Raw genomic sequence first — 23,459 nt, forward strand, 5'->3', positions numbered from 1 at the left:
TTTATTCTTGATCCTTATCGAAGCAGTCGAAGCATACTAATGTTTTGTCATCTAGTATGATTCCATCTATAAAACCATCATTGCAAAAAATTTGCTTCTTGCATTCCTTACAGCAGCCAACAAGCTCCTGCATTACGATTACCTCCCTAAGCTCTCGAGCTTGCTTTATTATTCATTCTCGACTCGGCCATAAGTACCAGAGGATACGCTGATCACTCGAAACACCATTATTAATACGACATACAACATAAGGCTGCATCCAACTGTTCTAAAAAAGGCTTCTGTAACTCTACGAAGCGCCAATACCAATTCAACCAATTGTTCATAGAATAGAGAGAGCAAGTGGCTAGCATGATCTTGCAGCCTCAAATAGTAGCAATGGAAAGGAATGCTGTGCGTATATGGGATGCCAGCTTGGACGGGTCATAATCCAGCGAAACGAAGGTACGATTATTTTTGGGAATGTCGGAACGATAAATATCAACACAACTTCAGTTTCCAACGAAGGAACGAATAGTTCATCCAGCGAACCAGCTTCCGCCAATAACGGCGCCAGTTACGGTGCCAATTACGGTGAATCGTCTCCGAATGGGGCGACCGGTATGGAATTCGGCATGGAATCAAGTATGGAACCCGAAATGGAATACCGTAAGGCATGGCCAAGACGCTTTGGAAAAAATCGATACAAGAGACGCTAGTTGTAGCAGCGGCAGCATAGGACGTGCAAAATAAAGTGCCCTATACCCACTGCCGTTCTTTATTTAATTTGTCCTGCACTAACATTGATATCCATGGAATGTCCATCTCTAGTCGTTGCATAGACCTTCCAGTCGCCAGACATTCCGCTTGCTACTAGGAATCACTGTTCCAGTTTCTTCTTCCCTATTACAAAGATTAAAGTTGCGACCGGACCGATGAACACCGAAATAAGAAACCAGCTGAGTCCGTTCCTATTTTTACTTTGTGCAAGTCCCGCATTGATTAGAGCCAACGTTCCGCATCCAACAACATATCCGTTATCCTGAATCTTTTTCAACTTCCCTACTCATATCAAAAAATTGGGATTATTATCCTATAGTAACAAAACTCGCTCCTTAAAATCTACGAATTCGTTCATTTTGTATCTTTTTCACTTCTGCCCTTTAGCGAAAATAAAAAGAGCAGACGCCGCGGCGCCTGCTCATCTTTGTTATTCTGCTATCAACTATATTGCTCTAGTACTGCACTTGCAAGGAATGCTTAGCCCGGGCAATCTCCGTCGCTTCAACCATGTTGCGCAGCGAGTCGATCGTTTCTTCGTAGCCGCGCGTTTTTAGTCCGCAGTCCGGATTGATCCAGAAGAGCTTCGGATCAAGTACGCGCAAGGCGCGTTCAATCATACTGGTCATTTCCTCTACGCGCGGAATTCGCGGACTGTGGATATCGTATACGCCTAATCCGATGCCCAGCTTGTAGGTGTTGAGCTCGAAGCTATGAATCAGCTCACCGTGACTGCGGGAAGTCTCGATCGAAATGACATCCGCATCCATAGCTTCAATCGAATCGATCATGTCATGGAACTCGCAATAACACATATGCGTGTGAATTTGCGTCGTGTCCTGAACCGTGCAAGTAGTCATGCGGAACGCTTTGACAGCCCATGCGAGGTATTCCGCTTGGTCTTCTTCCTTAAGCGGCAAGCCTTCGCGAACAGCAGGCTCATCCACTTGAATCATGCCAATGCCTGCTTGCTCAAGCGCTTCAACCTCTTGTCTAAGCGCATAAGCCAGCTGGTAAGCGATTTGTTCGCGTGTAATATCATCGCGGACGAACGACCAGTTCATTATTGTAATCGGACCTGTCAGCATTCCTTTAACCGGACGCTCGGTCTTGGTCTGAGCATATTTGGTTTCCTCGACCGTCATCGCTTCCTCGAACGCGACATCTCCAAAAATAATAGGAGGCTTCACGCAGCGAGAACCGTACGACTGCACCCAGCCGAACTGGGTGAACGCGAAGCCTGCAAGCTTCTCGCCGAAAAATTCAACCATATCCGTTCTTTCAAATTCGCCATGCACAAGAACGTCAAGCCCAATCTCTTCCTGCAGCTTAATCCAAATATCGATCTGCTCTCGGATAAAGTTAGCATACTGCTCATTGTTCCATTCACCCTTGCGCCACTGCTGACGTGCCTTGCGCACCTCTGCGGATTGCGGGAAGCTGCCAATGGTCGTTGTCGGGAAAATCGGCAGCTGCCATTTTTTCTGCTGTGCAATATGACGCTCTGCGAAAGGAAGGCTGCGTACTGGATTTTGAACGCTAATAGCTGCAACTGCCTGCTGAATGTCATTGCGATTACGCTCACCCGACTGCTTAAGCGCCTGTAGAGCCGTATCGCAGTTTTCCAGCTCAGCTGTAATTTCTGATCCGCCTGAAGAGATGGCTTTTGCAAGAAGGACAAGCTCGCCTAGCTTCTCATCAGCAAATGCAAGCGCATTTTTCAGCTCAGGCAACAGCTTCGTTTCATTTTGAACCGTAACCGGAACATGAAGCAAGCTGCATGACGATTGTACGATTAACCGATCTGCCGGAACGATTTCAGCAAGCTCCTCCAGCAAGGCCAGCTTCTCGCGAAGTGACGCCTTCCAGATGCCGCGGCCGTCAATAATGCCTGCCCCTAGTACCTTGTCCGCTGGAAAACCTAAAGCTTTAATCGAAGCGAGATTGCCGGACAATCCGTGCACGAAGTCTAGTCCCACTCCGTTAACAGGCAGCGAAACGATGTCACTATAGTTCTCTACCGATTCAAAATAAGTTTGCAGCATGATGTTCAGGCTTGGTACTGCTGCAGCAAAAGTCTCATAAATCGTCTTCAATCGCCCAAGATCAGCGTCGTTTAATTTCGTTACAACAATCGGCTCATCAATCTGTACCCATTGAACCCCTTCATTCGCAAGCTCTTGAAGGATCTGCACATAAAGCGGCAGCAAACGCGCAAGCCATGCATCCGTCTCCGAAGCGCTGTACCCTTTTGACAGCTTCAGGAACGTTAGCGGTCCTACGATAACCGGCTTACCCTCGATGCCTAGCTCTTGCTTAGCTTCACGATAAGCCTTTAAAGGTTTGTTTTCGGTAAGTGCAGGTGTCGCCCCATCCAGTTCAGGTACGATATAGTGATAGTTAGTGTTAAACCATTTCGTCATTTCGCTTGCTGTTGCTTCCTTCGTCCCACGGGCAATACCGTAATAGACAGACAACGGCACAGCGCCGCCATCATAGCTGAATCGTTTCGGAATAATGCCAAACATAGCAGCCGTATCAAGAATATGATCGTAATAGCTGAAATCATTGACCGAGATGAGGTCGATCCCCTTCTCCTGCTGCTTCTGCAAATGACTCAAACGGATTTCCTTAAGCATGCTATGAAACTCCGATTCTTCAAGCTTCCCGGACCAAAACGCTTCGAGCGCTTTCTTCCATTCACGATCTGCACCAATACGCGGATAACCCAATACGCTGCTCTTCACCATCTTGCAACACTCCCTAAACAAATTGTTACAAGAAAGATATCACGTATCCGTTGGTATAGTGTAACTGGATTAAACTATATCTAGTTATAGCCTAAGGCTATATCAGCACTTTTATTGGGCAGTCGCTTGTATAAGTGCTTCCACATATGCCGCTCCGAGCTTCGACAGCGACGTATTTTTATGGGAAATCCAGCCTACATTAATCGTTTCATCAATATCCAAAGGTACAGGGATAATTTCATTGCCATTTAGATCGGCACTTAACACCCCTGTCGAAATCGTATAGCCGTTTAACCCAATCAATAAATTGAATAGCGTAGCCCGGTCGTTTACACGGATGCTTTTCTTATGTGACATCGTACTGAGTATCTCTTCCGAAAAATAAAACGAATTGTATTCGCCCTGGTCAAACGACAAATACGGATAGTTCTGAAGCTGGTCAATGGTCACGATCGATTGATTCGCGAGCGGATTTTTAATACTGATAAAAATATGCGGCTTGGCTGTAAATAAGCTGACGAATTGCAAATTCGCTGTTTTGAGCAGCTTGTTGATGACATTGCCATTGAACTCGTTAAGATATAGAATCCCGATCTCGCTGCGCAAGCTTTTGACATCTTCTATAATTTCATAGGTTTTGGTTTCTCGCAAAGATAGCTCATATTCATCATGACCATGCTCTTGAACCAAGCTTACAAATGCATTAACCGCGAATGCATAATGCTGAGTAGAAACTGAAAAATGCTGCGGGGAGGGCTTCGCATTAAGGTACCGGCTTTCCAGCAACTCAGCCTGCTCAACTACCTGCCTGGCATAGCTTAAAAATTCAACGCCTTCCTTTGATAAGGAGATGCCTTTATTTGATCGATCAAAAATCGCAACCTGCATTTCTTCTTCCAGATCCTTAATCGCATTTGAAAGGCTTGGCTGCGAGATAAACAACCGCTTCGCCGCTTCATTAATGGAGCCCCGATTGGCGACCTCGATTACATATTTTAATTGTTGCAGCGTCAATTGAAATACTCCCTTCTAACCTTTCTCTTTCCTACATTATACAAAGTTTATTAAAGCTTGCTAATAACCCCTTTGCTCCATTTAGAACTAAAAAGGGTAAAAGAAATACCATTTTGCGGAACTTTTGAAAGTCAAGTAGACCTCATACCTATTCTATCGACATAATGGAGGATCATGGATATAATGGAATAACTCACTATTCGCCTATATTTATTAAAAATTAGGTCTAATCTACTAAAAATTATGCAGTTTAGACTCGATTTTTGATGAATGGTCTAGGGGAATTGTAATTATCACTAATTTAGTAGAGGAGAATTAACTTGTCATTGTTTAAAAAAATGAAAAAATCTGTAAGCCTCTTAGTAATACTTGCGATGTCCCTGTCGCTATCTAGTTCTGTATGGGCAGCCGAGAAAACTGCTTCGGATGATCTAAAGGGTCATTGGGCAGAAGCAAATATGCGCAAATGGGTTGAGCAAGAATGGGTACAGGGATACTCTGACGGCTCTTATCAACCTGACCGTGCAATTACCCGAGCTGAATTGATTGCACTGATTAATCGTTCGTTCAAACTTACTGAGCAGTCCAAAATTTCTTTTACCGATCTGACAAGCACGAACTGGGCTTACGCACAAGTAGCTGCTGCAGTAAATGCTGAATATGTTAAAGGTTATGAGGATGGCACGTTTCGTCCTAATAAACAGGTTACGCGCGAGGAAGCTTCTGGAATGGTTGCAAGCCTGCTCAAGCTGGAGCTTCGCGGCAATCAAGGTACAGAGCAATTTAAGGATGAGTCTAAAATTGCGGCATGGAGCAAACCTTCGGTAGCGGCTCTAGTGAATAAGAAGGTTATTAACGGCTATACAAACGGCAACTTCGGACCGAAGGATAAACTTACGAGAGCGCAAGCTGTAACATTGCTTGTAAATGCTCTTACGGTATACATGCCTGATACTAATTATGATAAAGCAGGGTTATACGGTCCTGAGAGCGGTACGAAAACGATAAAAGGAAACGTTGTGGTGTCCGCTGCCGGTGTTACCCTTCAAAATACTATTATTGAGGGTAATCTAACGATTGCGGCCAAGGTAGGAGAGGGCGATGCTTTCTTTAAGAAAGTAACCGTCAGAGGCACAACAACCATTCAAGGCGGCGGAGCGAATTCCATTCATTTCGAGGACTCTGTGTTAGTGCGAATTACTGTCGACAAGAAAGATGGATCAGTGCGCGTAGTCGTTGCTGGAGCCACTTCCGTACAACATGTTTTGGTGCAAACTCCTGTGAAATTGGAAGAGTCATTCGTAACGGATAGTGGTTTTAATCATGTCGAATTATCCAATGTGCTGCCTGCTAACTCACAAGTACAGCTTACTGGAGTATATGAAAATGTAAATGTTCTTGCTTCAAACATCAAAGTGAGCATACCGAGTGGATCCATTAATAAATTAAATGTCGATTCCGTTGGAACAAACGCGGAAGTGAATCTAGGCAAGGATGCTAAAGTCATTCAGCTCGTTCTGGATGCAGTGGCCAAGTTGATTGGACAAGGTAAAGTAGAGAGCGCGTTTGTCAATAATGGCGCGAAGGGATCCAGCTTCGAGACCAAGCCTACTCAAGTTGGTGGAGATGCTGCAGGTTCCATCACGAATCCTCCAAGCAGCGGTGGCGCGATTGGCGGCGGATCCAATGATGGTTCAAGTGGTGGTACTAATGGCGGTACTAATGGCGGTACTAATGGCGGTACTAATGGCGGTACTAATGGCGGTGGCAGCAACAATAGCTGTGAAGGAGCAAACCCGCCGATAGAATGTAAGGATGCTTCACTAATAGATTTATCTCTTAAAGGGTTCTCTCTTACACAGCTGGATAAGAACTATTATGAAAAGGAAATTGGCTTTAAGCCTGACGTTTTTTCTTACAGCGTCATTATTGATCGTAACACTCAAGCCATAACTGTACCTGTCACTGTAACAAAATCTGCTTATGAGAAAGTATCTTACTTTATAACTAGCGGTCAAAGAAACAGTTTTGAAAATAAAGAACTACCAACAGAAACGAGCACTTTCAATGTAAATATCGCTCCACTCAATGACATTGCAGTTGTGATCAGCGTAGTTAGCGGAGATAAATTACGAATAAAGGTATACACGATTAACATTCATTATCCAAGATCCATTCAAGAGGCTTCAATGATTAAACGGCAAAGTACTTATAAATCTACTCAAGGCAAAATATCACATGAATATGAATATTTATTTGACCTCGGTATGGTTGAAGGAAAAAGGCTACTCAAAACTGATTCTATTGAACTTTACAAATCAGGAGATTTAACGCCATTTAAAACCTGTGCCTCTGATCATTGCTTATTAGAAGCTAATTCTATAGCATCGTCAACTGGTTCGTTTGATGTTAAAGTAATACGTGATCAAAAACTTCTGTATAGCGGGACCTATCACTATGATTTGACTCCTGTAACGAGAATAATCGATAATTTCGGAGTTAGAGCCGTAACGCTGAACAAGCAAGAGCTCATTGATGCTTTCAAACAAGAAGAGTTATTTTTCCAAATTCCTTTTAGAAATGCTTTCAAGGTTTTTCTTGACCCGCAAAAAATCACAAAAGAACAACCTAACGCCAAGTATATTGGATACTCACAAGAATCCATATTCCTAAAGACGAGCAGCTATCCTGATGCTCCAGGAAAAGAAAACCTAAAGCTTAATACAGCTCCGCTGGAATTCACGCACCGAAATATCGGATTGACAGCTAGTGCGATCAATCTTGATGATGGTAAAGAATACTCAATTCTCGAATCTTACTACCATCAATCTACTGATCCGAAAATTGGGAAAAATGTAGAGGACGTTTTCTTCTACGTTTACTTATATGATAAAAATTATGAAGTTATCGGATATTACATTATTCCTATAACGTTTGATGAAGAGCATGTAGCGGATGGTTATACTCCGCTTCATACTTGGAACCCTTAAAGATCAATATCGAGCAGGAGGGGCATCCGCCCTTCCTCTCCCCATTTTTGAACAATGCTGTGACATACTGCTTAATACTTAGTTTATACTACGGCACCCTCCTTACACCCCCTTCTCAACCTGAACAATCACATTCCCGAACCACTGTTTGTTAATCATGACGATTAGCTTCCATTTGCCTGCATACGGCAGCGTCATCCCAGACGGCAGCACGGCATCTGCTCCATTATGTTTTCCTGGCCGAACCCTGCTCTCAAATACCGTCAATAAATCATCTGTCGACTCCCGAACCGCATAGATTTGCAAGTCTCCGGTGAGCTCCTCATTCGTCCCCCAAAAATGCCACATATACTTATTCCCTTTGCCTGCGATAAAACCTGGATCAATAAAGCCTAACTTCCCCTTAGTCCCAGTCATTGAATACGGACCAGACACAAATGAAGGGCTCAGCTCCCAGCCGCCGTCAGGAACATTCCACTCCTTATACCCATTCGATACATCGTCAATGAACATTTCAAAGCGCCATTTGCCGCCCAAAGGGATCGCCATACCTGAAACAATCCGCGTTTTAGTGACAGCATCTACTGTAGAAAATAAATCTTTACCATATTCTTGTGCATTCATTTCACTGATTGTGGTTTCTGTAAGCTCCTCTAAGGTCATTCCCGTCTCTTGATGGGTTGCGATGATTTGTAATTTGTGGCCAAGCAATTCCGAAAGTGGTTTATGAATCATGTACATCGCACCTGCCGGTTTACCTGCAATCATATCTCCGCCTGGGAACATCTCCCACTCAGCTTTAGCAATCGTTGCTGCATTCCTATTGCTCCTCCCATCAATAGAGGTTCTTTCATTAAATCCATCTGTCCAAATAAATGCCAGAGCAACAACGATCATTGCAAATATAGAAACCGACCAACCGAGCTTGAGGGAACGTTTGCTAAAACCCGCTTTCTTTCGCTTTAGCATGCTAATTTCCTTCAGCAGGCTTTCACTTTTCTCGACAGTCCATTTTTGACCTTCAAAGGGAGGCTTTATCAAAGTGTCATACCAGCCTGGTTTCGAATCTTGATCCGTTTTCATAGCTTCCCACCCTCCTCCTTCAGCATGCGCTCCATTCGAGCACGGGCTCGATGCAAGCGGGATTTGACCGTCCCTTCCGATATGGCCAGCAGCCCAGCCATGTCGGAGTACGAAAGCTGATAGTGGGCATCGAGAATCAGCACTTCCCTCTGCTTGGCAGGCAGCCTCATTACCGATTGCCAGATCTCATGCACGCCCATTTGATCCAAAACCTCCTGCTCTGCCGAACTCTGACTCTTCGAATGTGTAACGGAGCCCATTAACATAACACGCCTAATAAAGGAAGATTTGAGCCAATTGATCGACTTATTCCTCGTGATCGTAAGCAGCCAGGTTTTGGGTGAGCTTCTGCCTTCAAAGCGATGCAGCAAACGATACGCGTTTAAAAAAACATCCTGTGTGATGTCATCCGCTGCGTCCTTGCTCTTGACTAGTATGAAAGCGTAATGCCATACATCGTCCCCATAGGCTGCCATCAAATCACCTAAAATCGAATCAGCGTTATCACCCGTTATCGTGATACTTTTCAAGTACTCCAAGCCGACCACCTCATATCATTAGACAACAGCGATAACGAAATGTTCCATTTTCACACAACTAAATTTAGTTTCGTTATCTTGCGCTTACATTCAAGATGGTGCTGCGAAAATGGTCGTGCTTCTCATAGGTATCGATTATAGCTTTGCATTCTCTTTGACTTACCCGCTCCACCCCGCTCATATTGAAATATGAAGCCGGAGGCTACAACTGTTTGCATCAAGATTTGTATGGAAAAGTACGATTACATCGGGGATTAGGTACAGTCTGGGCATTATTTTTCATGATGCCAAGTAGAAATAACAAAGCAGCCAGTCATTTGTTTTAATTCAAATGCTCAGGCTGCTTTTCTTTCCGTTTCATACTGCGAATCATTATTTTCGTATCGTGGTCTACACGGTAGGACTCCGTTATTTTTTGCAGCGCTTTGTTGTAGGTGAATACATCGAGCGAATTGTTCTCCAAATAGCGCAGGGCAGGCTCGGGCAGCTTCACAAAACAAATGGATACTGCCCATGCCACCGCCATTTTGACATAGTAATCCTCACGCTCCACGCTGTCCAATAAGGATAACAAGCGACTGATATATTCCTCTTCTATGTAAAAATCAAGAAGCATCACGACACCAAATCGTATTTCATAAGGTTTATTGGACGCTAGATACGGCTGTAAAAAATCCCATACCCGCTTCCTATTCGTCTTCGTAAATTTAAGTCCGATGCAAAAGCTGTCGCATACCGACCAATTATCGATTTTAGGGACAAAATCAGCGACGTAACGTAGTATTTCTTCCACATCCGATTGCAAATAGCCGATGACCATGCCCTGCAGCATGACCTCTTCGAAGTATTCGCTCTCCGCATGCTTCAAGTAGCTCCGCCAATCACCTTTCGCCAGCTCTTTGGCGAGCTTGCGCAGCACAGGCAGCCGCACACCCAGCACGTTGTTAATAGTAGGGATAAGTGCAGAGGAAAATTGTTGATAAGCCGGTTCGGACAATGCTATTAACTGCTCCTTGATCGTTTTCTCCGTCATTTTCACCCCTTATACTCCCTTTATTCAAATGAAATTTCCCACAAGTAGATAGAAGCGACAGAACCCAGAGGCGAATAGCGGCTGCGGTATTGTTCAAACTCCTCTTTCGTAATGGAATCCAATTGATAGAGCTTCATCATACCGCGTCGAATGGCAATATCGCCCCAGCTAACAACATCAGGGCGCTCTATCGCGTTAATCAGCATCATTTCCGCCGTCCATTTGCCTATTCCATTTAAGGCTGACAGTCTCTTAATGACCTCTGCATCGGATAACGCATACAGATCATCGAGCTTCAAAGCGTCTTCCATAATCATATCGGCAATATGCTTGATGCAAACCGCTTTTTTCATCGTAATCCCGCAGCGCTGAATATCATCAGCTGACTGCTTAGCGATATGACTCGGCGTAATTTCACCAAATTGAAGCTGCATTCTTTCCCAAATCGTATGAACAGCCTTCAACGAGATGAGCTGGCCTACTATAGCATACACGAGTGCTGTGAACAGATCAGGAATGATGACACGCTCAACCTTGCCCAATCTCGTCATAGCAGCGCCAAGCGTTTCATCCACGCTTTTGAGATAATCGATTTCGGCTTGCCCGTATTCAAAAAACTTCGTTGTCACTATCATAGATTTATCACCTAGTAAGTAATATACCTCATTTTCATACAACTGTAAGATTAATTGAATATAAAAGCAAGATAACGAAGCCAATCTTCCCAACTTTGGAACGAGGGTTAAAAAGAAATGAGCAAGCTTCTATCGTAATCAGCTTCTACATGATTGGAATGCGCAACATGCCATTCATCAGCTCAGTTACGGTGACGAATTCAAAGCCTCTATTATCAAGCTCGCGCAATATGGTCTCCAACGCTTTAACGGTTTGCATGGAACCGGGGATATAATCATGCATGAGTACGATATCTCCATTGCGGGCATTGTCTAATACTTTATTGACGATCCAGTTCACGCCGGGGCTCTTCCAATCGTTCGTATCCTGATGCCAAGACCACATAATGGTCGTATAGCCAAGCGTTTTGGCAATTTGAATCGAATGCTCATTGTAATAGCCGCCTGGCGGACGGAATAATAAAGGTTTTTTTCCGGTCAACGTTTCCAAAGCCTTCTCGGTTTTAACTATTTCATCCCGAATCGTCTCGTCGCTTATGGAGCGCATGAAATAAACATGATTAAACGTATGATTAGCTACCTCATGTCCCTCTGCAATTTCACGTTTTATCGTTTCCGGGTAACGCTCCACCTTGTTGCCAAGCACAAAAAAAGTTGCTTTTGCATCGTACTTTTTGAGCAAATCAAGAATTTTATCGGTCGTATTCGGATAAGGACCATCATCGAAGGTCAAGGCGATCTTCTTGTCTTTCGTCGGAACCTCCCATACGATCTCTCCCCTTTTCTCATAAAAAAAACGATCCTTTTTCTCGGGGAAAGTGAAACCAAGCAAAAAAACAGTTACGAGCAGCAATAGTAGGCTGGGCTTGCGGTTTAACAACAGTATTCCTCCTAGCGGCAAATCGATATGTAACGCGAAAATATAATTCCGGCAGCTCGCAAAGTGAGCTGCCGTCGGACCAATTAGCGAAGCGGCGCCGTTGCCGCATTGCTTATATCTCGGATCATGATAGCCACGTCGTTACCCAACGTTTTTATAGGATGCCCATTTGTTGCATTTACGTTCATCGATTTTATTTTTTTATGGATATTTCCATCGGAGGTTACATGAATGTTGTAGGCAGGGTATTGCCCTTTTAATGCGGCGTAAACCTGTTTTTCAATGATCGCTTTTTTTCCGATGTTGTCGACATCAAGACCTACGATTGCTTCTTTATTATGCACAACGACTGTAGCCTCTTTTACTCCGCTAACCCTTTCGGCACGATCCTCCAATTGACCGGCGCCTCTTAACGGATCTATGCTGTACATCCGATTATCCATAGCATTTATTTTGCGATCGGTCGTTTTCATGCCATTAGGGACAATTCGTTCTCCCGCGCGATTCAAATCATTTTTGACTCTCATTGTATTTTCCTTTACGGTTCCGTTTTGACCGCATGCCGCTATCGAGAATCCCAATGCAAGCACCATAATGGATGTAAATATGGGTTTGAACTGTTTTTTCACTGCATGACACCTCCTGGTTGATGATTATAAGGTGTGCTATAAGCTTGCAATCATACATGGAAAAATCAATTTTTGACTGCTGCGGCATATTCTCTTTATATTTGCGCGAACAAAAAAACAATGATCCGCATGCTGCACAAGCGGTTCATTGTTTTTTATCGCTGCCTATTCATCTATTAATCCTCAACATTTCTTACATCGACCGATACATGAAGCACCTGCTCGCCAGTTCCTCTGTAAACGCCTTTAACCGGTACGATATCCTTGTAGTCGCGGCCATGCCCCAGCTTTACATATCGCTCGCCTACAGGATCGACGTTCGTCGGATCAAAGCTGCACCAGCCAAGGCCAGGTACGAACGCTTCAACCCAAGCATGCGAGGCCTGCTCGAAATCCGCGCTGCCTCCCTGCAAATCTCCAACAAAGTGATAGCCGCTCACATATCTGGCTGGTATGCCGTACCCTCTGCAGCTCGCGATCATCAAATGAGCAAAATCCTGACAAACGCCGCGTTTACTTAGAAACATATCCGAGGTTCTCGTTTTTACGTCAGTGGCTTCCGGATCATAAATAAACTCCGTGCGAATTTTGGTCGACAATGCGCTTAGCCAGTCCAGCACGCTAGCTTGGCCACTCTCATTTGAATCCGGAATTTCACTAGCAAACTGCTCTACTTCGCTCGTTATGGCTGTATATTCCGACGCCAGAAGAAACTCCGTGAAGCGATTTGCCGCATCCTCTGTCCTCAGCCAGCTCCACGCCTGCTCCGGCGGACGTCTGCTTAAGTATTGCGCACGCTCTTCGGAGGAAGGCGCCTGCTTCGTTACGACCGTCATAGAGGTGCGTATCGTAAGTCGTTTATGTGGGCCGTTCACCGAGAAGGCATGTACCCGATTGCCGAAGTAATCCTCGTAGGTGAATAATGAGGCGTTTGGTTCAATGGTTATCGCTTGCTGGTAACAGGATTGTCTCTCATTCGTGCTCGGAGTCAGACGAATTTCATTGACACTGTCCGTAACTGCCTCCGCGTACTCGTACCTCGTGACATGTGAAATACTCAGCTTCATGCGCTTGCCTCCCCCATGCGAAAAAAGGTTTTAGCAAATGCCATCCCAAGCTGCTGGCATGCATCAAGCAAATGAACAACGATCGTCCCGTTCCGATCAATGACCATATCCTCCCGCTCCAAGCATGCCAAATCCGCCTTTACTTTTCCTACTTGGCGAATGACGCGCTCATGGGCTGTCCGCAGCTGCTTATCCTGCAGCTCGATATGCCGCATATGGTCATCGAGAGTATGGAGCGCAAAATGAAGGGAGCGCGGAAAGGCGCTGTTAAGCACAACAAATTCAACGATGGACTCGACAGTGATTCCGTCAGCATAATAACGGCGGAATGCTTGATAGCCGCTGACAGAGCGCAGTACAGCCTGCAAATAGGGATAGGCGCTTGAGCTGTTCCAGCCCTCGCCGGTTGCCACATTGCCTACCGCTTTAATGATGCGCAGCGTATTTTCCGAGCGCTCCAAATACCTGCCGCATTCGATGAAATGCCATTCATTCTCCCTCGGCATGACGGATTGGCTGACGCCTTGGAACAGCGCCGTCCATTCCTTAATGCGACCGAAAAACAGATGCGGTGATTCGCGCAGCAAATCATCCGGCTGCTTCTCCCGCAGCCACAAATAGAATGCGTTTGTCACATCCCACATTTCGCTCGGCACCTTCTCGCGAAGCGTTCGCAGGTTGCCGCGAGCATGGCTGACACAGGAGACGAGCGAGTTTGAATGATCGCGATCGAGCGTCGTATAGAAGAGGACATCGCGTTCATTGTAGCTGCCATACTGCTGCTCATATGCTTCACGGCTGCCTAAGGCATCGACGATTCTTGCCCATTTCGAGCAAGGCTCGATTATCTCGCCCTGTTGCTGGCCTTCTTCGCTGCTCAATTCCTCATCAACCTGAAGATGATAGTGTACATCAATCAGCCTGGCATGATTCTCTGCGCGCTCCATGTAACGGCCAATCCAAAATAATGCCTCTGCATTCCGGTTCAGCACCCGCATTCCCTCCATTAAATTATCGATTAAGGACCCACGTATCCTTGACTCCGCCGCCCTGTGAAGAGTTGACTACCAGCGAACCCTCTGTCATTGCAACACGCGTTAAACCTCCCGGAATGACATGCGTCTCCTCTCCCATTAATGCAAAGGCTCGTAAATCAATATGACGAGGTGTCATGCCGCCATCAACCATAACCGGCGCACGCGAGAGCTTCATCGTCGTTTGAGCGATGTAGCGTCCTGGCTCGCGCTTGATTGCATCTGCAAACGCTTGAATCTCATTTGAGGTTGCGCTAGGCCCTATCAGCATGCCATAGCCGCCTGATAGCGACGTCTCCTTCACAACGAGCTGATCCAAGTGATCCAGCACATAATCGCGCTCGTCTTTGCGCGACAAGATATACGTAGGAACGTTGTGTAAAATAGGCTCTTCCCCCAAATAGTAACGGATCATGTCAGGCACATACGCATATACTGCCTTGTCGTCCGCCACGCCTGTTCCTGGCGCATTCGCAATCGCAACATTCCCAGCGCGATAAGCATTCATTAGTCCCGGCACCCCAAGGAAGGAATCCGGCTGGAATGCAAGAGGATCGAGAAAATCATCATCGATGCGCCGATAAATAACGTCGACCTGACGGAGTCCCCGCAAATCACGCAAATATATTTTATGGTCTTTGTACACAAGATCTCTGCCTTCAACGAGGTGAATGCCCATTTGCTGCGCTAAAAAAGTATGTTCGTAATAGGCGGAGTTGTAAGCGCCTGGCGTAAGCAATACGATTAAAGGATCACGCTTGCCGTTAGGAGAAAGAGCGCGGAGCGAGCTTAAGAAGCAATTTAAGCTGCGGTCAATGCTTTGTACCGAACTGGATAAATATAAATCATGGAACAGCTCGCTCATTAACGTTCTGCCCTTAAAGAGATAGGAGAAGCCGGAAGGAGATCGCAAATTATCTTCGAGCACATAATAACGGCCCTTCTCATCACGAATCAAATCAATGCCTGATGCTGTAATATATACACCGCCGGGAACATGTAGACCCGCCATTTCCGGACGAAAATAAGTATTCGAAACAATCATCCGCCGAGGTATGATGCCGTCTGCCACAATTCGTTGTCCATGATAAACATCATGGATAAAAGCGTTCAAAGCGCGAATCCGCTGCTTGACGCCGCGGTCAACGCCTTCCCATTCATGCTTCGGAATGACGCGGGGAATGTAATCGAAAGGAATTGTCCGCTCGAGCGGCTCATTTTGCGCGCCGCTATAAAGCGTAAATGTAATGCCCTCCTCCATCATTCTTTGATTAATCGCATTTTGACGGACAGCCAGCTCTGCCGGCTTCATTCTTCCAAATAAACGATGGACACTGTCATAGTGAGCGCGAACCGAAAGGTCCTTGTCGAACATTTCATCGTAAAAGGATTGAGAATCGTAAAATTGCGATTGCGACTGTTTGGCCGTCGACATGACAACCGCCTCCTCCATGATGGGCGCTGCACCAAATTGGTACTAGCTTCGTGAACATCGGAACAAATTCATTATATTTATGTCAAAAAACTTAACATTTATAACGGTATTTCCTCTTAATGTTAGGATTATCATACTAAAATCAGAATTTTGTGTCAACTTATATAACGCGAAAGCAGGAACCCTCGGGTTGAGAGAATTCCTGCTTTTTCTAGGCTGCGTTTTATTCTAGGATTGATTCAATTGCTGTAGATCTTTCGTTACCTTATCGACCATATGAACGAACGAAGCAAGCTCTTGCGAGCGGGCTGCTTGGTTACGCGCCTCGACCGATGTCGCCTCAGATTCATGGCGTACTGCGGACAGCTTCTTGTCAATCTCTTCAAGCTTCGACTGTATCCCTTCGAGCGCATTGCGTGACGAGGCGGCAAGCTTGCGCACTTCATTCGCGACTACCTCAAAGCCCCGGCCATGCTCTCCTGCTCTAGCCGCTTCGATCGCGGCATTAAGCCCGAGCAGATGAGTCTGATCGGATAATCCGCGAATTAATGTGCCCATTTCGTTAATGCCGTCAAGCTCCTCACGAAGCTCTCCTAATAATGTATGCGTCTTATCCTGAGATTGCGAGGTCGAAATTGCGGTAGCCGCAATGGATTGAGCACCCTCGTCCAATTCGAGCATAAGCGAAGCCAGCTCCTGCACCGCACTTGTAACAGTGGACAGCATCATGGAACGATTGTCCGCTAGCTGCTGAATTTTATGCTGCTCATGCTCATTGTACGCTTCCAGTACGAATTGCGAATCCAGATTAAACAATTTCGTCAGAGCATGTACAACTTCCTTCCAACTATCAGGAATAACTCGCTTAAGCACATCCATGGATATATCAAGGTAAGTCATATATGTACCCAAATACCAATCCGTCGTTAATCCAATTCGGGAGTGGACGGCGCCAATTTTTATGCGGTTTTCAATATACGATTGATCGATTACCCCTTCGGTAAGCGACATATAGTACCATCGCTGCGTTTCCTTAAGCCGCTCAATGTTGCTTACTTTTGTAATAATCGCAAGCAATTCCGGCTGGTGGCCAATACTGTCGTAAAACCGGTCTACTACTTCATCAACTATCTTCTCGAAGATAGGTTTGCATTCAGCCATAATCTTTAAATCCTGTTCCGTAATTCCTGTGTATTCAAGCTGCTTCCTGCGTTCTGCATTAACGTTAATCAATAAGTCCGACTCCTTCGGTATATAGTAGAACACTAACACCTATTATATCGGAAAACATACAAGAATCAGTATTAACATTTGAAATTCTTTTCAAACCTGGAAGCACTGCAGAGAAGCCGATAGACAGTTGTCTATCAGCTTCTCTTGATGCTCGCACCGCAATATTACCGGTTCAACAGGCTTCCGACATAACGCAGCAATTCATTTGAACAAACCGGGCAGTACCCATGCTCATCCATAAGCCGCTTGGTTACTTCGTTTATGCGCTTCAACTGATTCTCATCCGGCGTTTTCGTGGAGGTCGTAATTTTGACGATATCCTTCAAATCCGCGAACAGCTTCTTCTCTACCGCTTCGCGCAAACGTTCGTGACTTGTAAAATCGAACTTTTTCCCTTTTCGCGAATAAGACGATATGCGAATGAGTATCTCTTCGCGGAACGCTTTTTTCGCATTTTCGGAAACGCCGATTTGCTCCTCGATGGAACGCATAAGCCGCTCGTCTGGATCCATCTCTTCCCCGGTTAAAGGATCCTTGATTTTGGCCCAGTTGCAATAAGACTCAATGTTATCCAAGTAGTTTTCAAACAAGGTGCGGGCAGATTCCTCATAGGAATAAACAAATGCCTTTTGAATTTCCTTCTTCGCCAGCAGATCGTATTCCTTGCGCGCCACCGAAATGAAATTTAAGTATCGCTCGCGTTCTTCCTTCGTGATTGAAGGATGGTGGTCCAGTCCTTCTTTAAGCGCACGCAGCACGTCAAGCGCATTGATGCATTGTGTATCCTGCTTGATGAGCGCGCTGGAGATCCGGTTGATGACATAGCGAGGATCAATGCCCGTCATGCCCTCCTCCAGATACTCATTTTGCATCTCTTTCAAATCCGCTTCTTTAAAGCCTTCTACTTCCTCGCCGTCGTACATCCTCATCTTCTTCACCAAATCCATGCCTTGCTTCTTCGTTTCCTTAAGCCTTGTCAGGATAGAGAAGATAGCAGCGGCACGCAGCGCGTGAGGAGCTATATGGATATGGCGCATATCGCTTTGGGCGATAAGCTTCTTATATATCTTTTCTTCATCCGATACCCGCAAATTGTACGGAACCGGCATAACGATCATTCTGGAATGAAGCGCCTCATTTTTCTTATTGCTGATGAATGACTTATACTCAGATTCATTCGTATGCGCAATAATAAGCTCATCTGCACTAATTAAGGCAAATCGTCCTGCCTTGAAGTTCCCCTCCTGCGTCAGCGAGAGCAGATTCCATAGAAACTTCTCATCGCATTTCAGCATCTCTTGAAACTCCATCAATCCGCGATTAGCTTTGTTAAGCTCACCGTCAAACCGATATGCGCGCGGATCGGATTCGGATCCGTACTCCGTTATCGTAGAGAAATCGATGCTTCCCGTAAGGTCGGCAATATCCTGGGATTTCGGATCAGATGGACTGAATGTGCCTATGCCGACGCGGTTATCCTCGGAAATAAACACACGCTCAACGAGCACATTTTCAATGTCGGCGCTGTATTCCGTCTGAAGCCTCATTTGGCACGAAGGGCAAAGGTTGCCTTCAATTCGAACACCGAGCTCTTTCTCGATATCAGGACGAAGCTCATGGGGAATTAAGTGCAGCGGATCCTCATGCATCGGGCAGCCTTTAATCGCATAAACGGCTCCTCGCTCGGTTCTGGAGAAACGCTCAAGTCCCTTTTTGAGCATCGTAACAATAGTTGATTTTCCTCCGCTGACGGGTCCCATCAGTAACAAAATCCGTTTGCGCACCTCAAGCCTGCGAGCCGACGAATGGAAATACTCCTCAACCAGCTTTTCCACCGCACGATCCAGCCCAAAGATTTCTTGATCAAAAAACTTATACTGCTTGTTGCCGCCAACGTCTTCTACCCCATGTGATTCAATCATTTCATAAACGCGTGCATGTGCGGTCATGGCCGGGGACGGATCCTTCCCGAGCAATTCAATGTAATTCTTGAATGATCCTGTCCATGCAAGCTTCTCGCTCTCAGCCTGATACTCCGATATTCGCTTGAAAATGTCCATACCGTGCCTCCTCCCATCGCTTCCGCATTCCACTATTCGTTCTACGCCCGGGATTTGTCTCTAGACGCTCTATCGAGTGGTGCCAACTTTTATTGAGGTATTACATTTCTATGCTTATTCGGGGAGATAATTGCACACTATTTTTGTCCTTCATCCATCAAAATACGACAAGTTCGCAGAATCCTTTGCTATAATGGAGTCATATGCATCGTTTGGAACAAGCGGGGAGGAGAAACAAAACGTGGCTGTTGCACGCGAAGAAGAGCTCTACATTCCTATAAAAAAGTATTACGAGCGGCTTGGCTATATGGTAAAAAGCGAGGTGCTTCATTGCGATTTGGTCGCCATTCATCCAGACACCAAAAATACGATAATTGTCGAAATGAAAAAAACGTTCAACCTCGCCTTGCTGCTGCAAGGGGTTGAACGTCTACGTTTAAACAGTCATGTCGTGCTAGCCGTCGAACGGAACCGAAAGAAAAGCGGCGCCCATAATCAGCGCTTTGGTGATTTGACTGAGCTTTGCCGCATGCTCGGCATTGGTTTTATGACGGTTACCTTCTATAAAACAAAGCCGCCAGTCATCGAGTTTCTATGCCAGCCTGGCGATCCGCCTCAGCGCGGCGCAAGGCGCAGGAAGCAAGCGCAGCTCCTGAATGAATTCAGGGAGCGCAGCGGCGATTATAACGTCGGCGGCAGCACTGGACGCAAGCTTGTGACTGCTTACCGCGAGAAGGCGCTGCGCTGCGCCTACGCGCTTCATACCTCGGGCCCCTTAGCTCCGCGAGAGGTGGCAGCTATTACGGGCTATGGACGCAGCGGAGAGACGCTGCGCAGCAATTATTACGGCTGGTTCGACCGCATTGAGCGCGGCAAATACAGTCTGCGCCCGGAAGGCGCGGCTGCATTATCCGAATACAGCAATGTGATAGCGGAATGGACAGCCTCGCTCAGCTCCGCGCCGTAAACTCCCCAAGCGCCTCAACAAAGCGCTCAACACCTTGCATCGTGCGCGCTCCCGTATTGTACGTATAATTCAATCTGGCGGTGTTGCGCTGTGGATGGTCGGCATAGAACGAGCTGCCCGGCACGAACGCCACCCCCTTCTGAACCGCACAACGAAGGAGCGCTTCCGCGTCTAGACCGTCCGGCAGCTCAAGCCAAAGGAACATGCCGCCTTTCGGCTTTACCCACGAGACATCCTTTAGCGCTTGCCGCTTTAGAAGCTCATGCATTTCAAGCATCCGCTCGCCGTATGATTTGGAAATAAGCCTTATATGATCATCAAGCTTAATGCCTTTAAGCAGCTGACTCAAAATTTGCTGATCCATCGTGCTCGAATGAAGGTCTGCTGCTTGCTTTGCTTTAGCCACCATGCCAATTACACGGCTATCCCCGATAGCCCAACCTGTACGAAGCGCAGGCGCTACCGTTTTGGAAAATGTGCTCGTATAGAATACAGCTCCGCGCTCTACTTGCCCTTCAAGGGAAAGCAGCGTCGGAAACTGCTCGCTTTCATCGAATTTAATATCCCCATATGGGTCATCTTCGATAATCGGCATTTGATAATGTTTGCAAAGGGCGAGCAGCTTCATCCTTCTCTCCAAGCTCCAGACACGGCCTGTCGGATTGCCGAAGGTCGGAACTGCATACAGCAGCTTTGGACGATGCTCGCGAATTAAACGCTCTGCATCCTCGGGAATAATGCCATGCTCGTCGCTCTCCGCCGCTATTACCTTCAAGCCGTGCAGCGCAAACACTTGCAGGCTGGCAAGGTATGTGGGCTTCTCAACCAATATCGCATCCCCTGGCTCCGTCAGTACTCCGACTAATAAATCAATTGCTTGCTGCGAGCCCGTCGTCAAAATCATTTGTTCTGGGCTTGCGTTCATTTGCTTGGCCGCCATACGCTCGCAAAGCTGCTCACGCAGCGGCAAATACCCTTCCGTCAGTCCGTATTGCAAAGCGCTTGGCCCTGCCGCAAATACACGGTCAGCCGCTTCACGCACCGCTTGTACAGGGAATAACTCCTCCGCTGGAAGGCCTCCGGCAAACGAAATCATATCCTTGCCTTGCGTCAGCTTCAAAATATCTCGTACCGCTGACGATTTTAACTGCGACACTCTGGATGAAAATCGATAATTCATATGCTATGCTCCTCCTCGCAAGCTTAATGGCTTGCTATGCTCATACTCTCTATGTTAACAATGTGTTCACAACTTTTAAAGTTTTCTTTTTTGCTGACGTTGGTTATAATAAGGAAAGCATACTTGGAGGTGTCCCACAGATGAACTTTATTATTGTCATGACTGTGTTCGCATTGTTCATTACGGCGATGCTGACCAGCTCCTACAACGAAGACAAAACAAAGGGGCTATAAGCTGGCTTGTATCAGCTTATACCAAGCGTTTACGAACGGGCGCCAAGCTTTTTGCTGGCGCCCGTTCGTTTTGCGGTAAAGCATCACAAAAAAATGAAGCTTCCCAAAGAGCGCAGGCGCTCTATTCGGGAAGCTTCATTTCGTTAAAATAGCGGGATATAACGCCGATTAGTGTTGTATCTCTGCCATTTCCTCCATGCAAACGCCACATACGTAGCGTTCCTTGAAATCACGAACCTCAACCATAGATCCGCAAAATACACATTTAGGACGGTACCGCTCCAAAATGATATGGTCACCTTGGACAAAAATTTCAACGGGATCGCCCTCATTCATTAAATAACGTTTGCGCAATGATTTTGGAAGTACAATACGGCCGAGTTGATCCACTTTTCTAACTACACCTGCTGGTTTCATCACTTTCACCTCTTCTGTGTCTGGTTTCGCAAGCTATTTCTGAGAAACCTCTGCAGTTATAGTGTTTCGATGAACCAACAGCATTTCCTTCCTTATTTAATAATTCCTTAATATCCTGCAAATAATCTCATTTTATTAGTATATAAAAACCATATATTGATGAAAAAGACATCTATTCTACTCAAGTCCAAGGAAATGATTTTGTCTGAACGCCTCATATACAATAATTGCAACAGAATTGGACAAATTTAGTGAGCGCACCGTATTTGTCATCGGCATTTTAATGCAGGTGTCCATATTCGCATCAATCAGCTCCTGGGGCAACCCTTTCGTCTCTTTGCCGAATACGAAGAAATCGCCATCATGGTACTCGAATTGCGAATACAGCTTGCTTGCTTTCGTGCTCGCATAGAAAAAACGGCCTTGCGGATATTTCGCAAGCACCTCATCGAAGGAATCGTGGTACTCAATATGAACCGAATGCCAATAATCAAGCCCCGCCCGTTTTAAGGTTCGATCATCCGTATCAAAGCCAAGCGGTCTAACTAAATGCAAAATGGTGCCGGTAGCGGCACAAGTACGTGAAATGTTTCCCGTATTAGCCGGAATCTCCGGCTCTACCAAAACGATATGAAATGCCATGTTATCAATCTCTCCTCTCAATTTGCCAAAAATTCTCGAAATTGCACAATATTTTTACACCCACTTTACGTACCGTTAATCTCAAGCATAATTTCTACCTTCATAATAAGAAACATAATAGGCGGAACACATGAAGGAGAGCTGAACCATGCGAAAAAAGATTTTGGTCGTGGATGACGAGCCATCCATCTCGATGTTGATTGAATTTAATTTAAAGCTGGCAGGCTATGATGTACGTTGCGTAGGTGACGGTGAAGCTGTTTTCGAGATGTTAAAGCCATTTCGTCCCGACTTAATTGTACTTGACCTCATGCTGCCAAAAATGGACGGAATTCAAGTTTGCCGCGAGCTGCGCAAGCAAAGCAATGCAGTTCCAATCGTTATGCTCACCGCGCTTCAAGACGTAACAGATAAAATAGCCGGACTCGATAACGGCGCCGATGACTATATGACGAAACCATTTAGCCCGCAAGAGCTTGTATCCCGCATTCAAGCTATTTTCCGCCGTGTACAATCGCTGCCAGGCATAGCAGATGACACAGCCTTCGAGATCGGACGCTTGAACGTTCGGGTCGAGCAGCGCGAAGTATTCATCGATGGCAAGCCCGTTGAGCTAACGCCAAAGGAATTCGAGCTATTATTGTTCCTGTGCCGTCACAAAGGAAAAGTGCTCAGCCGCCAGCAGCTCCTGCACGGCGTTTGGGATTATCATTTCCTCGGCGATACGCGAATCGTCGATGTGCATATCAGCCATTTGCGCGACAAGATCGAGAAAAACGCACGCACACCTGAATACATTATGACCGTTCGCAATGTTGGCTATAAGCTGAATGGTCCACATGTCACTGAGAATTCAGTCGCGCAAGCGTAAGTAGCAGA

General features: G+C 46.0%; 20 protein-coding genes and 1 pseudogene. 4 read left to right on the forward strand and 17 right to left on the reverse strand.

Annotation, left to right across the window (positions count from 1 at the left end):
* Position 1: 1 nt before the first annotated feature.
* From AC1TPC_RS00100 to AC1TPC_RS00110, 3 genes are all read right to left on the reverse strand, one after another.
* The gene (locus AC1TPC_RS00100; RefSeq protein ID WP_482064851.1) at positions 2-133 is read right to left on the reverse strand and encodes a hypothetical protein; all 132 of its coding nucleotides are present in this window, start codon (positions 131-133) and stop codon (positions 2-4) included.
* A 1,081-nt stretch (positions 134-1,214) separates the two neighbouring features.
* Entirely contained in the window at positions 1,215-3,509 is a 2,295-nt protein-coding gene (metE, locus tag AC1TPC_RS00105; RefSeq protein WP_482064852.1) for a 5-methyltetrahydropteroyltriglutamate--homocysteine S-methyltransferase, read from the reverse strand.
* A gap of 111 nt (positions 3,510-3,620) precedes the next feature.
* Positions 3,621-4,523, reverse strand: a complete 903-nt coding sequence (locus AC1TPC_RS00110) for a LysR family transcriptional regulator (RefSeq protein ID WP_482064853.1) — start codon at positions 4,521-4,523, stop codon at positions 3,621-3,623.
* Between the two features lie 320 nt (positions 4,524-4,843).
* Between AC1TPC_RS00110 and AC1TPC_RS00115 the strand changes: the two genes are divergently transcribed.
* Entirely contained in the window at positions 4,844-7,513 is a 2,670-nt protein-coding gene (locus AC1TPC_RS00115) for an S-layer homology domain-containing protein (RefSeq protein WP_482064854.1), read from the forward strand.
* A 102-nt stretch (positions 7,514-7,615) separates the two neighbouring features.
* Here the strand turns inward: AC1TPC_RS00115 and AC1TPC_RS00120 are convergent, their stop codons facing one another.
* Both AC1TPC_RS00120 and AC1TPC_RS00125 read right to left on the reverse strand, forming a co-directional pair.
* The gene (locus AC1TPC_RS00120) at positions 7,616-8,596 is read right to left on the reverse strand and encodes a DUF4871 domain-containing protein (protein WP_482064855.1); all 981 of its coding nucleotides are present in this window, start codon (positions 8,594-8,596) and stop codon (positions 7,616-7,618) included.
* Positions 8,593-9,144, reverse strand: a complete 552-nt coding sequence (locus tag AC1TPC_RS00125) for an RNA polymerase sigma factor (protein WP_482064856.1) — start codon at positions 9,142-9,144, stop codon at positions 8,593-8,595. The genes AC1TPC_RS00120 and AC1TPC_RS00125 overlap by 4 nt, the downstream gene beginning before the upstream one ends.
* 155 nt (positions 9,145-9,299) lie before the next feature.
* Between AC1TPC_RS00125 and AC1TPC_RS00130 the strand changes: the two are divergent.
* Positions 9,300-9,374 (forward strand): annotated as a pseudogene (locus AC1TPC_RS00130) (2OG-Fe(II) oxygenase); the annotation flags it as partial.
* Between the two features lie 83 nt (positions 9,375-9,457).
* Here the strand turns inward: AC1TPC_RS00130 and AC1TPC_RS00135 are convergent.
* The 9 genes from AC1TPC_RS00135 to AC1TPC_RS00175 all read right to left on the reverse strand — a co-directional run bounded on the left by AC1TPC_RS00135 (position 9,458) and on the right by AC1TPC_RS00175 (position 19,141).
* Entirely contained in the window at positions 9,458-10,168 is a 711-nt protein-coding gene (locus AC1TPC_RS00135) for a DNA alkylation repair protein (RefSeq protein ID WP_482065309.1), read from the reverse strand.
* A 20-nt stretch (positions 10,169-10,188) separates the two neighbouring features.
* On the reverse strand, positions 10,189-10,803 hold the full coding sequence (locus tag AC1TPC_RS00140) for a DNA-3-methyladenine glycosylase family protein (protein WP_482064857.1): 615 nt from the start codon (positions 10,801-10,803) through the stop codon (positions 10,189-10,191).
* A gap of 145 nt (positions 10,804-10,948) precedes the next feature.
* A complete protein-coding gene (locus AC1TPC_RS00145; RefSeq protein WP_482064858.1) occupies positions 10,949-11,683 on the reverse strand; it encodes a polysaccharide deacetylase family protein in 735 nt (244 codons plus the stop codon).
* An 83-nt stretch (positions 11,684-11,766) separates the two neighbouring features.
* Positions 11,767-12,312, reverse strand: coding sequence for a YhcN/YlaJ family sporulation lipoprotein (locus tag AC1TPC_RS00150; RefSeq protein WP_482064859.1), 546 nt, complete (start codon positions 12,310-12,312; stop codon positions 11,767-11,769).
* Between the two features lie 176 nt (positions 12,313-12,488).
* Complete coding sequence (locus tag AC1TPC_RS00155) at positions 12,489-13,379, reverse strand: transglutaminase family protein (RefSeq protein ID WP_482064860.1); 891 nt, start codon at positions 13,377-13,379, stop codon at positions 12,489-12,491.
* The gene (locus AC1TPC_RS00160) at positions 13,376-14,371 is read right to left on the reverse strand and encodes an alpha-E domain-containing protein (RefSeq protein ID WP_482064861.1); all 996 of its coding nucleotides are present in this window, start codon (positions 14,369-14,371) and stop codon (positions 13,376-13,378) included. Before AC1TPC_RS00160 ends, AC1TPC_RS00155 begins: the two co-directional genes overlap by 4 nt.
* A gap of 19 nt (positions 14,372-14,390) precedes the next feature.
* Positions 14,391-15,848 carry a circularly permuted type 2 ATP-grasp protein gene (locus AC1TPC_RS00165; protein WP_482064862.1) on the reverse strand — a complete coding sequence of 486 codons (1,458 nt, stop codon included), beginning with the start codon at positions 15,846-15,848 and terminating at the stop codon, positions 14,391-14,393.
* A 228-nt stretch (positions 15,849-16,076) separates the two neighbouring features.
* Positions 16,077-17,081 carry a protoglobin domain-containing protein gene (locus AC1TPC_RS00170; RefSeq protein ID WP_482064863.1) on the reverse strand — a complete coding sequence of 335 codons (1,005 nt, stop codon included), beginning with the start codon at positions 17,079-17,081 and terminating at the stop codon, positions 16,077-16,079.
* Between the two features lie 164 nt (positions 17,082-17,245).
* Positions 17,246-19,141 (reverse strand): PrkA family serine protein kinase, encoded by a 1,896-nt coding sequence (locus tag AC1TPC_RS00175; protein WP_482064864.1) that lies wholly within the window; start codon positions 19,139-19,141, stop codon positions 17,246-17,248.
* 241 nt (positions 19,142-19,382) lie between these two features.
* Between AC1TPC_RS00175 and AC1TPC_RS00180 the strand changes: the two genes are divergently transcribed.
* On the forward strand, positions 19,383-20,108 hold the full coding sequence (locus AC1TPC_RS00180) for a DUF2161 family putative PD-(D/E)XK-type phosphodiesterase (protein ID WP_482064865.1): 726 nt from the start codon (positions 19,383-19,385) through the stop codon (positions 20,106-20,108).
* Here the strand turns inward: AC1TPC_RS00180 and AC1TPC_RS00185 are convergent.
* From AC1TPC_RS00185 to trmL, 3 genes are all read right to left on the reverse strand, one after another.
* The gene (locus AC1TPC_RS00185) at positions 20,092-21,288 is read right to left on the reverse strand and encodes an aminotransferase-like domain-containing protein (protein ID WP_482064866.1); all 1,197 of its coding nucleotides are present in this window, start codon (positions 21,286-21,288) and stop codon (positions 20,092-20,094) included. The genes AC1TPC_RS00180 and AC1TPC_RS00185 overlap by 17 nt on opposite strands.
* A gap of 401 nt (positions 21,289-21,689) precedes the next feature.
* A complete protein-coding gene (locus AC1TPC_RS00190) occupies positions 21,690-21,938 on the reverse strand; it encodes an AbrB/MazE/SpoVT family DNA-binding domain-containing protein (RefSeq protein ID WP_482064867.1) in 249 nt (82 codons plus the stop codon).
* A 177-nt stretch (positions 21,939-22,115) separates the two neighbouring features.
* Complete coding sequence (gene trmL / locus AC1TPC_RS00195) at positions 22,116-22,580, reverse strand: tRNA (uridine(34)/cytosine(34)/5-carboxymethylaminomethyluridine(34)-2'-O)-methyltransferase TrmL (RefSeq protein ID WP_482064868.1); 465 nt, start codon at positions 22,578-22,580, stop codon at positions 22,116-22,118.
* Positions 22,581-22,728: 148 nt separating this feature from the next.
* Between trmL and AC1TPC_RS00200 the strand changes: the two genes are divergently transcribed.
* Positions 22,729-23,451 carry a response regulator gene (locus AC1TPC_RS00200; protein ID WP_482064869.1) on the forward strand — a complete coding sequence of 241 codons (723 nt, stop codon included), beginning with the start codon at positions 22,729-22,731 and terminating at the stop codon, positions 23,449-23,451.
* Positions 23,452-23,459 lie beyond the last annotated feature (8 nt).

The sequence above is a fragment of the Paenibacillus sp. Y280 genome (assembly GCF_056786335.1).

What these genes read in the sequence shown, in the direction of transcription:
- AC1TPC_RS00155 (WP_482064860.1), bottom strand. Translation starts at nt 13,379, where the DNA reads ATGAAGCTGAGTATTTCACATGTCACGAGGTACGAGTACGCGGAGGCA.
- AC1TPC_RS00190 (WP_482064867.1), bottom strand. Translation starts at nt 21,938, where the DNA reads ATGAAACCAGCAGGTGTAGTTAGAAAAGTGGATCAACTCGGCCGTATT.
- trmL (WP_482064868.1), bottom strand. Translation starts at nt 22,580, where the DNA reads ATGGCATTTCATATCGTTTTGGTAGAGCCGGAGATTCCGGCTAATACG.
- AC1TPC_RS00175 (WP_482064864.1), bottom strand. Translation starts at nt 19,141, where the DNA reads ATGGACATTTTCAAGCGAATATCGGAGTATCAGGCTGAGAGCGAGAAG.
- AC1TPC_RS00185 (WP_482064866.1), bottom strand. Translation starts at nt 21,288, where the DNA reads ATGAATTATCGATTTTCATCCAGAGTGTCGCAGTTAAAATCGTCAGCG.
- AC1TPC_RS00140 (WP_482064857.1), bottom strand. Translation starts at nt 10,803, where the DNA reads ATGATAGTGACAACGAAGTTTTTTGAATACGGGCAAGCCGAAATCGAT.
- AC1TPC_RS00135 (WP_482065309.1), bottom strand. Translation starts at nt 10,168, where the DNA reads ATGACGGAGAAAACGATCAAGGAGCAGTTAATAGCATTGTCCGAACCG.
- AC1TPC_RS00165 (WP_482064862.1), bottom strand. Translation starts at nt 15,848, where the DNA reads ATGTCGACGGCCAAACAGTCGCAATCGCAATTTTACGATTCTCAATCC.
- AC1TPC_RS00100 (WP_482064851.1), bottom strand. Translation starts at nt 133, where the DNA reads ATGCAGGAGCTTGTTGGCTGCTGTAAGGAATGCAAGAAGCAAATTTTT.
- metE (WP_482064852.1), bottom strand. Translation starts at nt 3,509, where the DNA reads ATGGTGAAGAGCAGCGTATTGGGTTATCCGCGTATTGGTGCAGATCGT.
- AC1TPC_RS00200 (WP_482064869.1), top strand. Translation starts at nt 22,729, where the DNA reads ATGCGAAAAAAGATTTTGGTCGTGGATGACGAGCCATCCATCTCGATG.
- AC1TPC_RS00120 (WP_482064855.1), bottom strand. Translation starts at nt 8,596, where the DNA reads ATGAAAACGGATCAAGATTCGAAACCAGGCTGGTATGACACTTTGATA.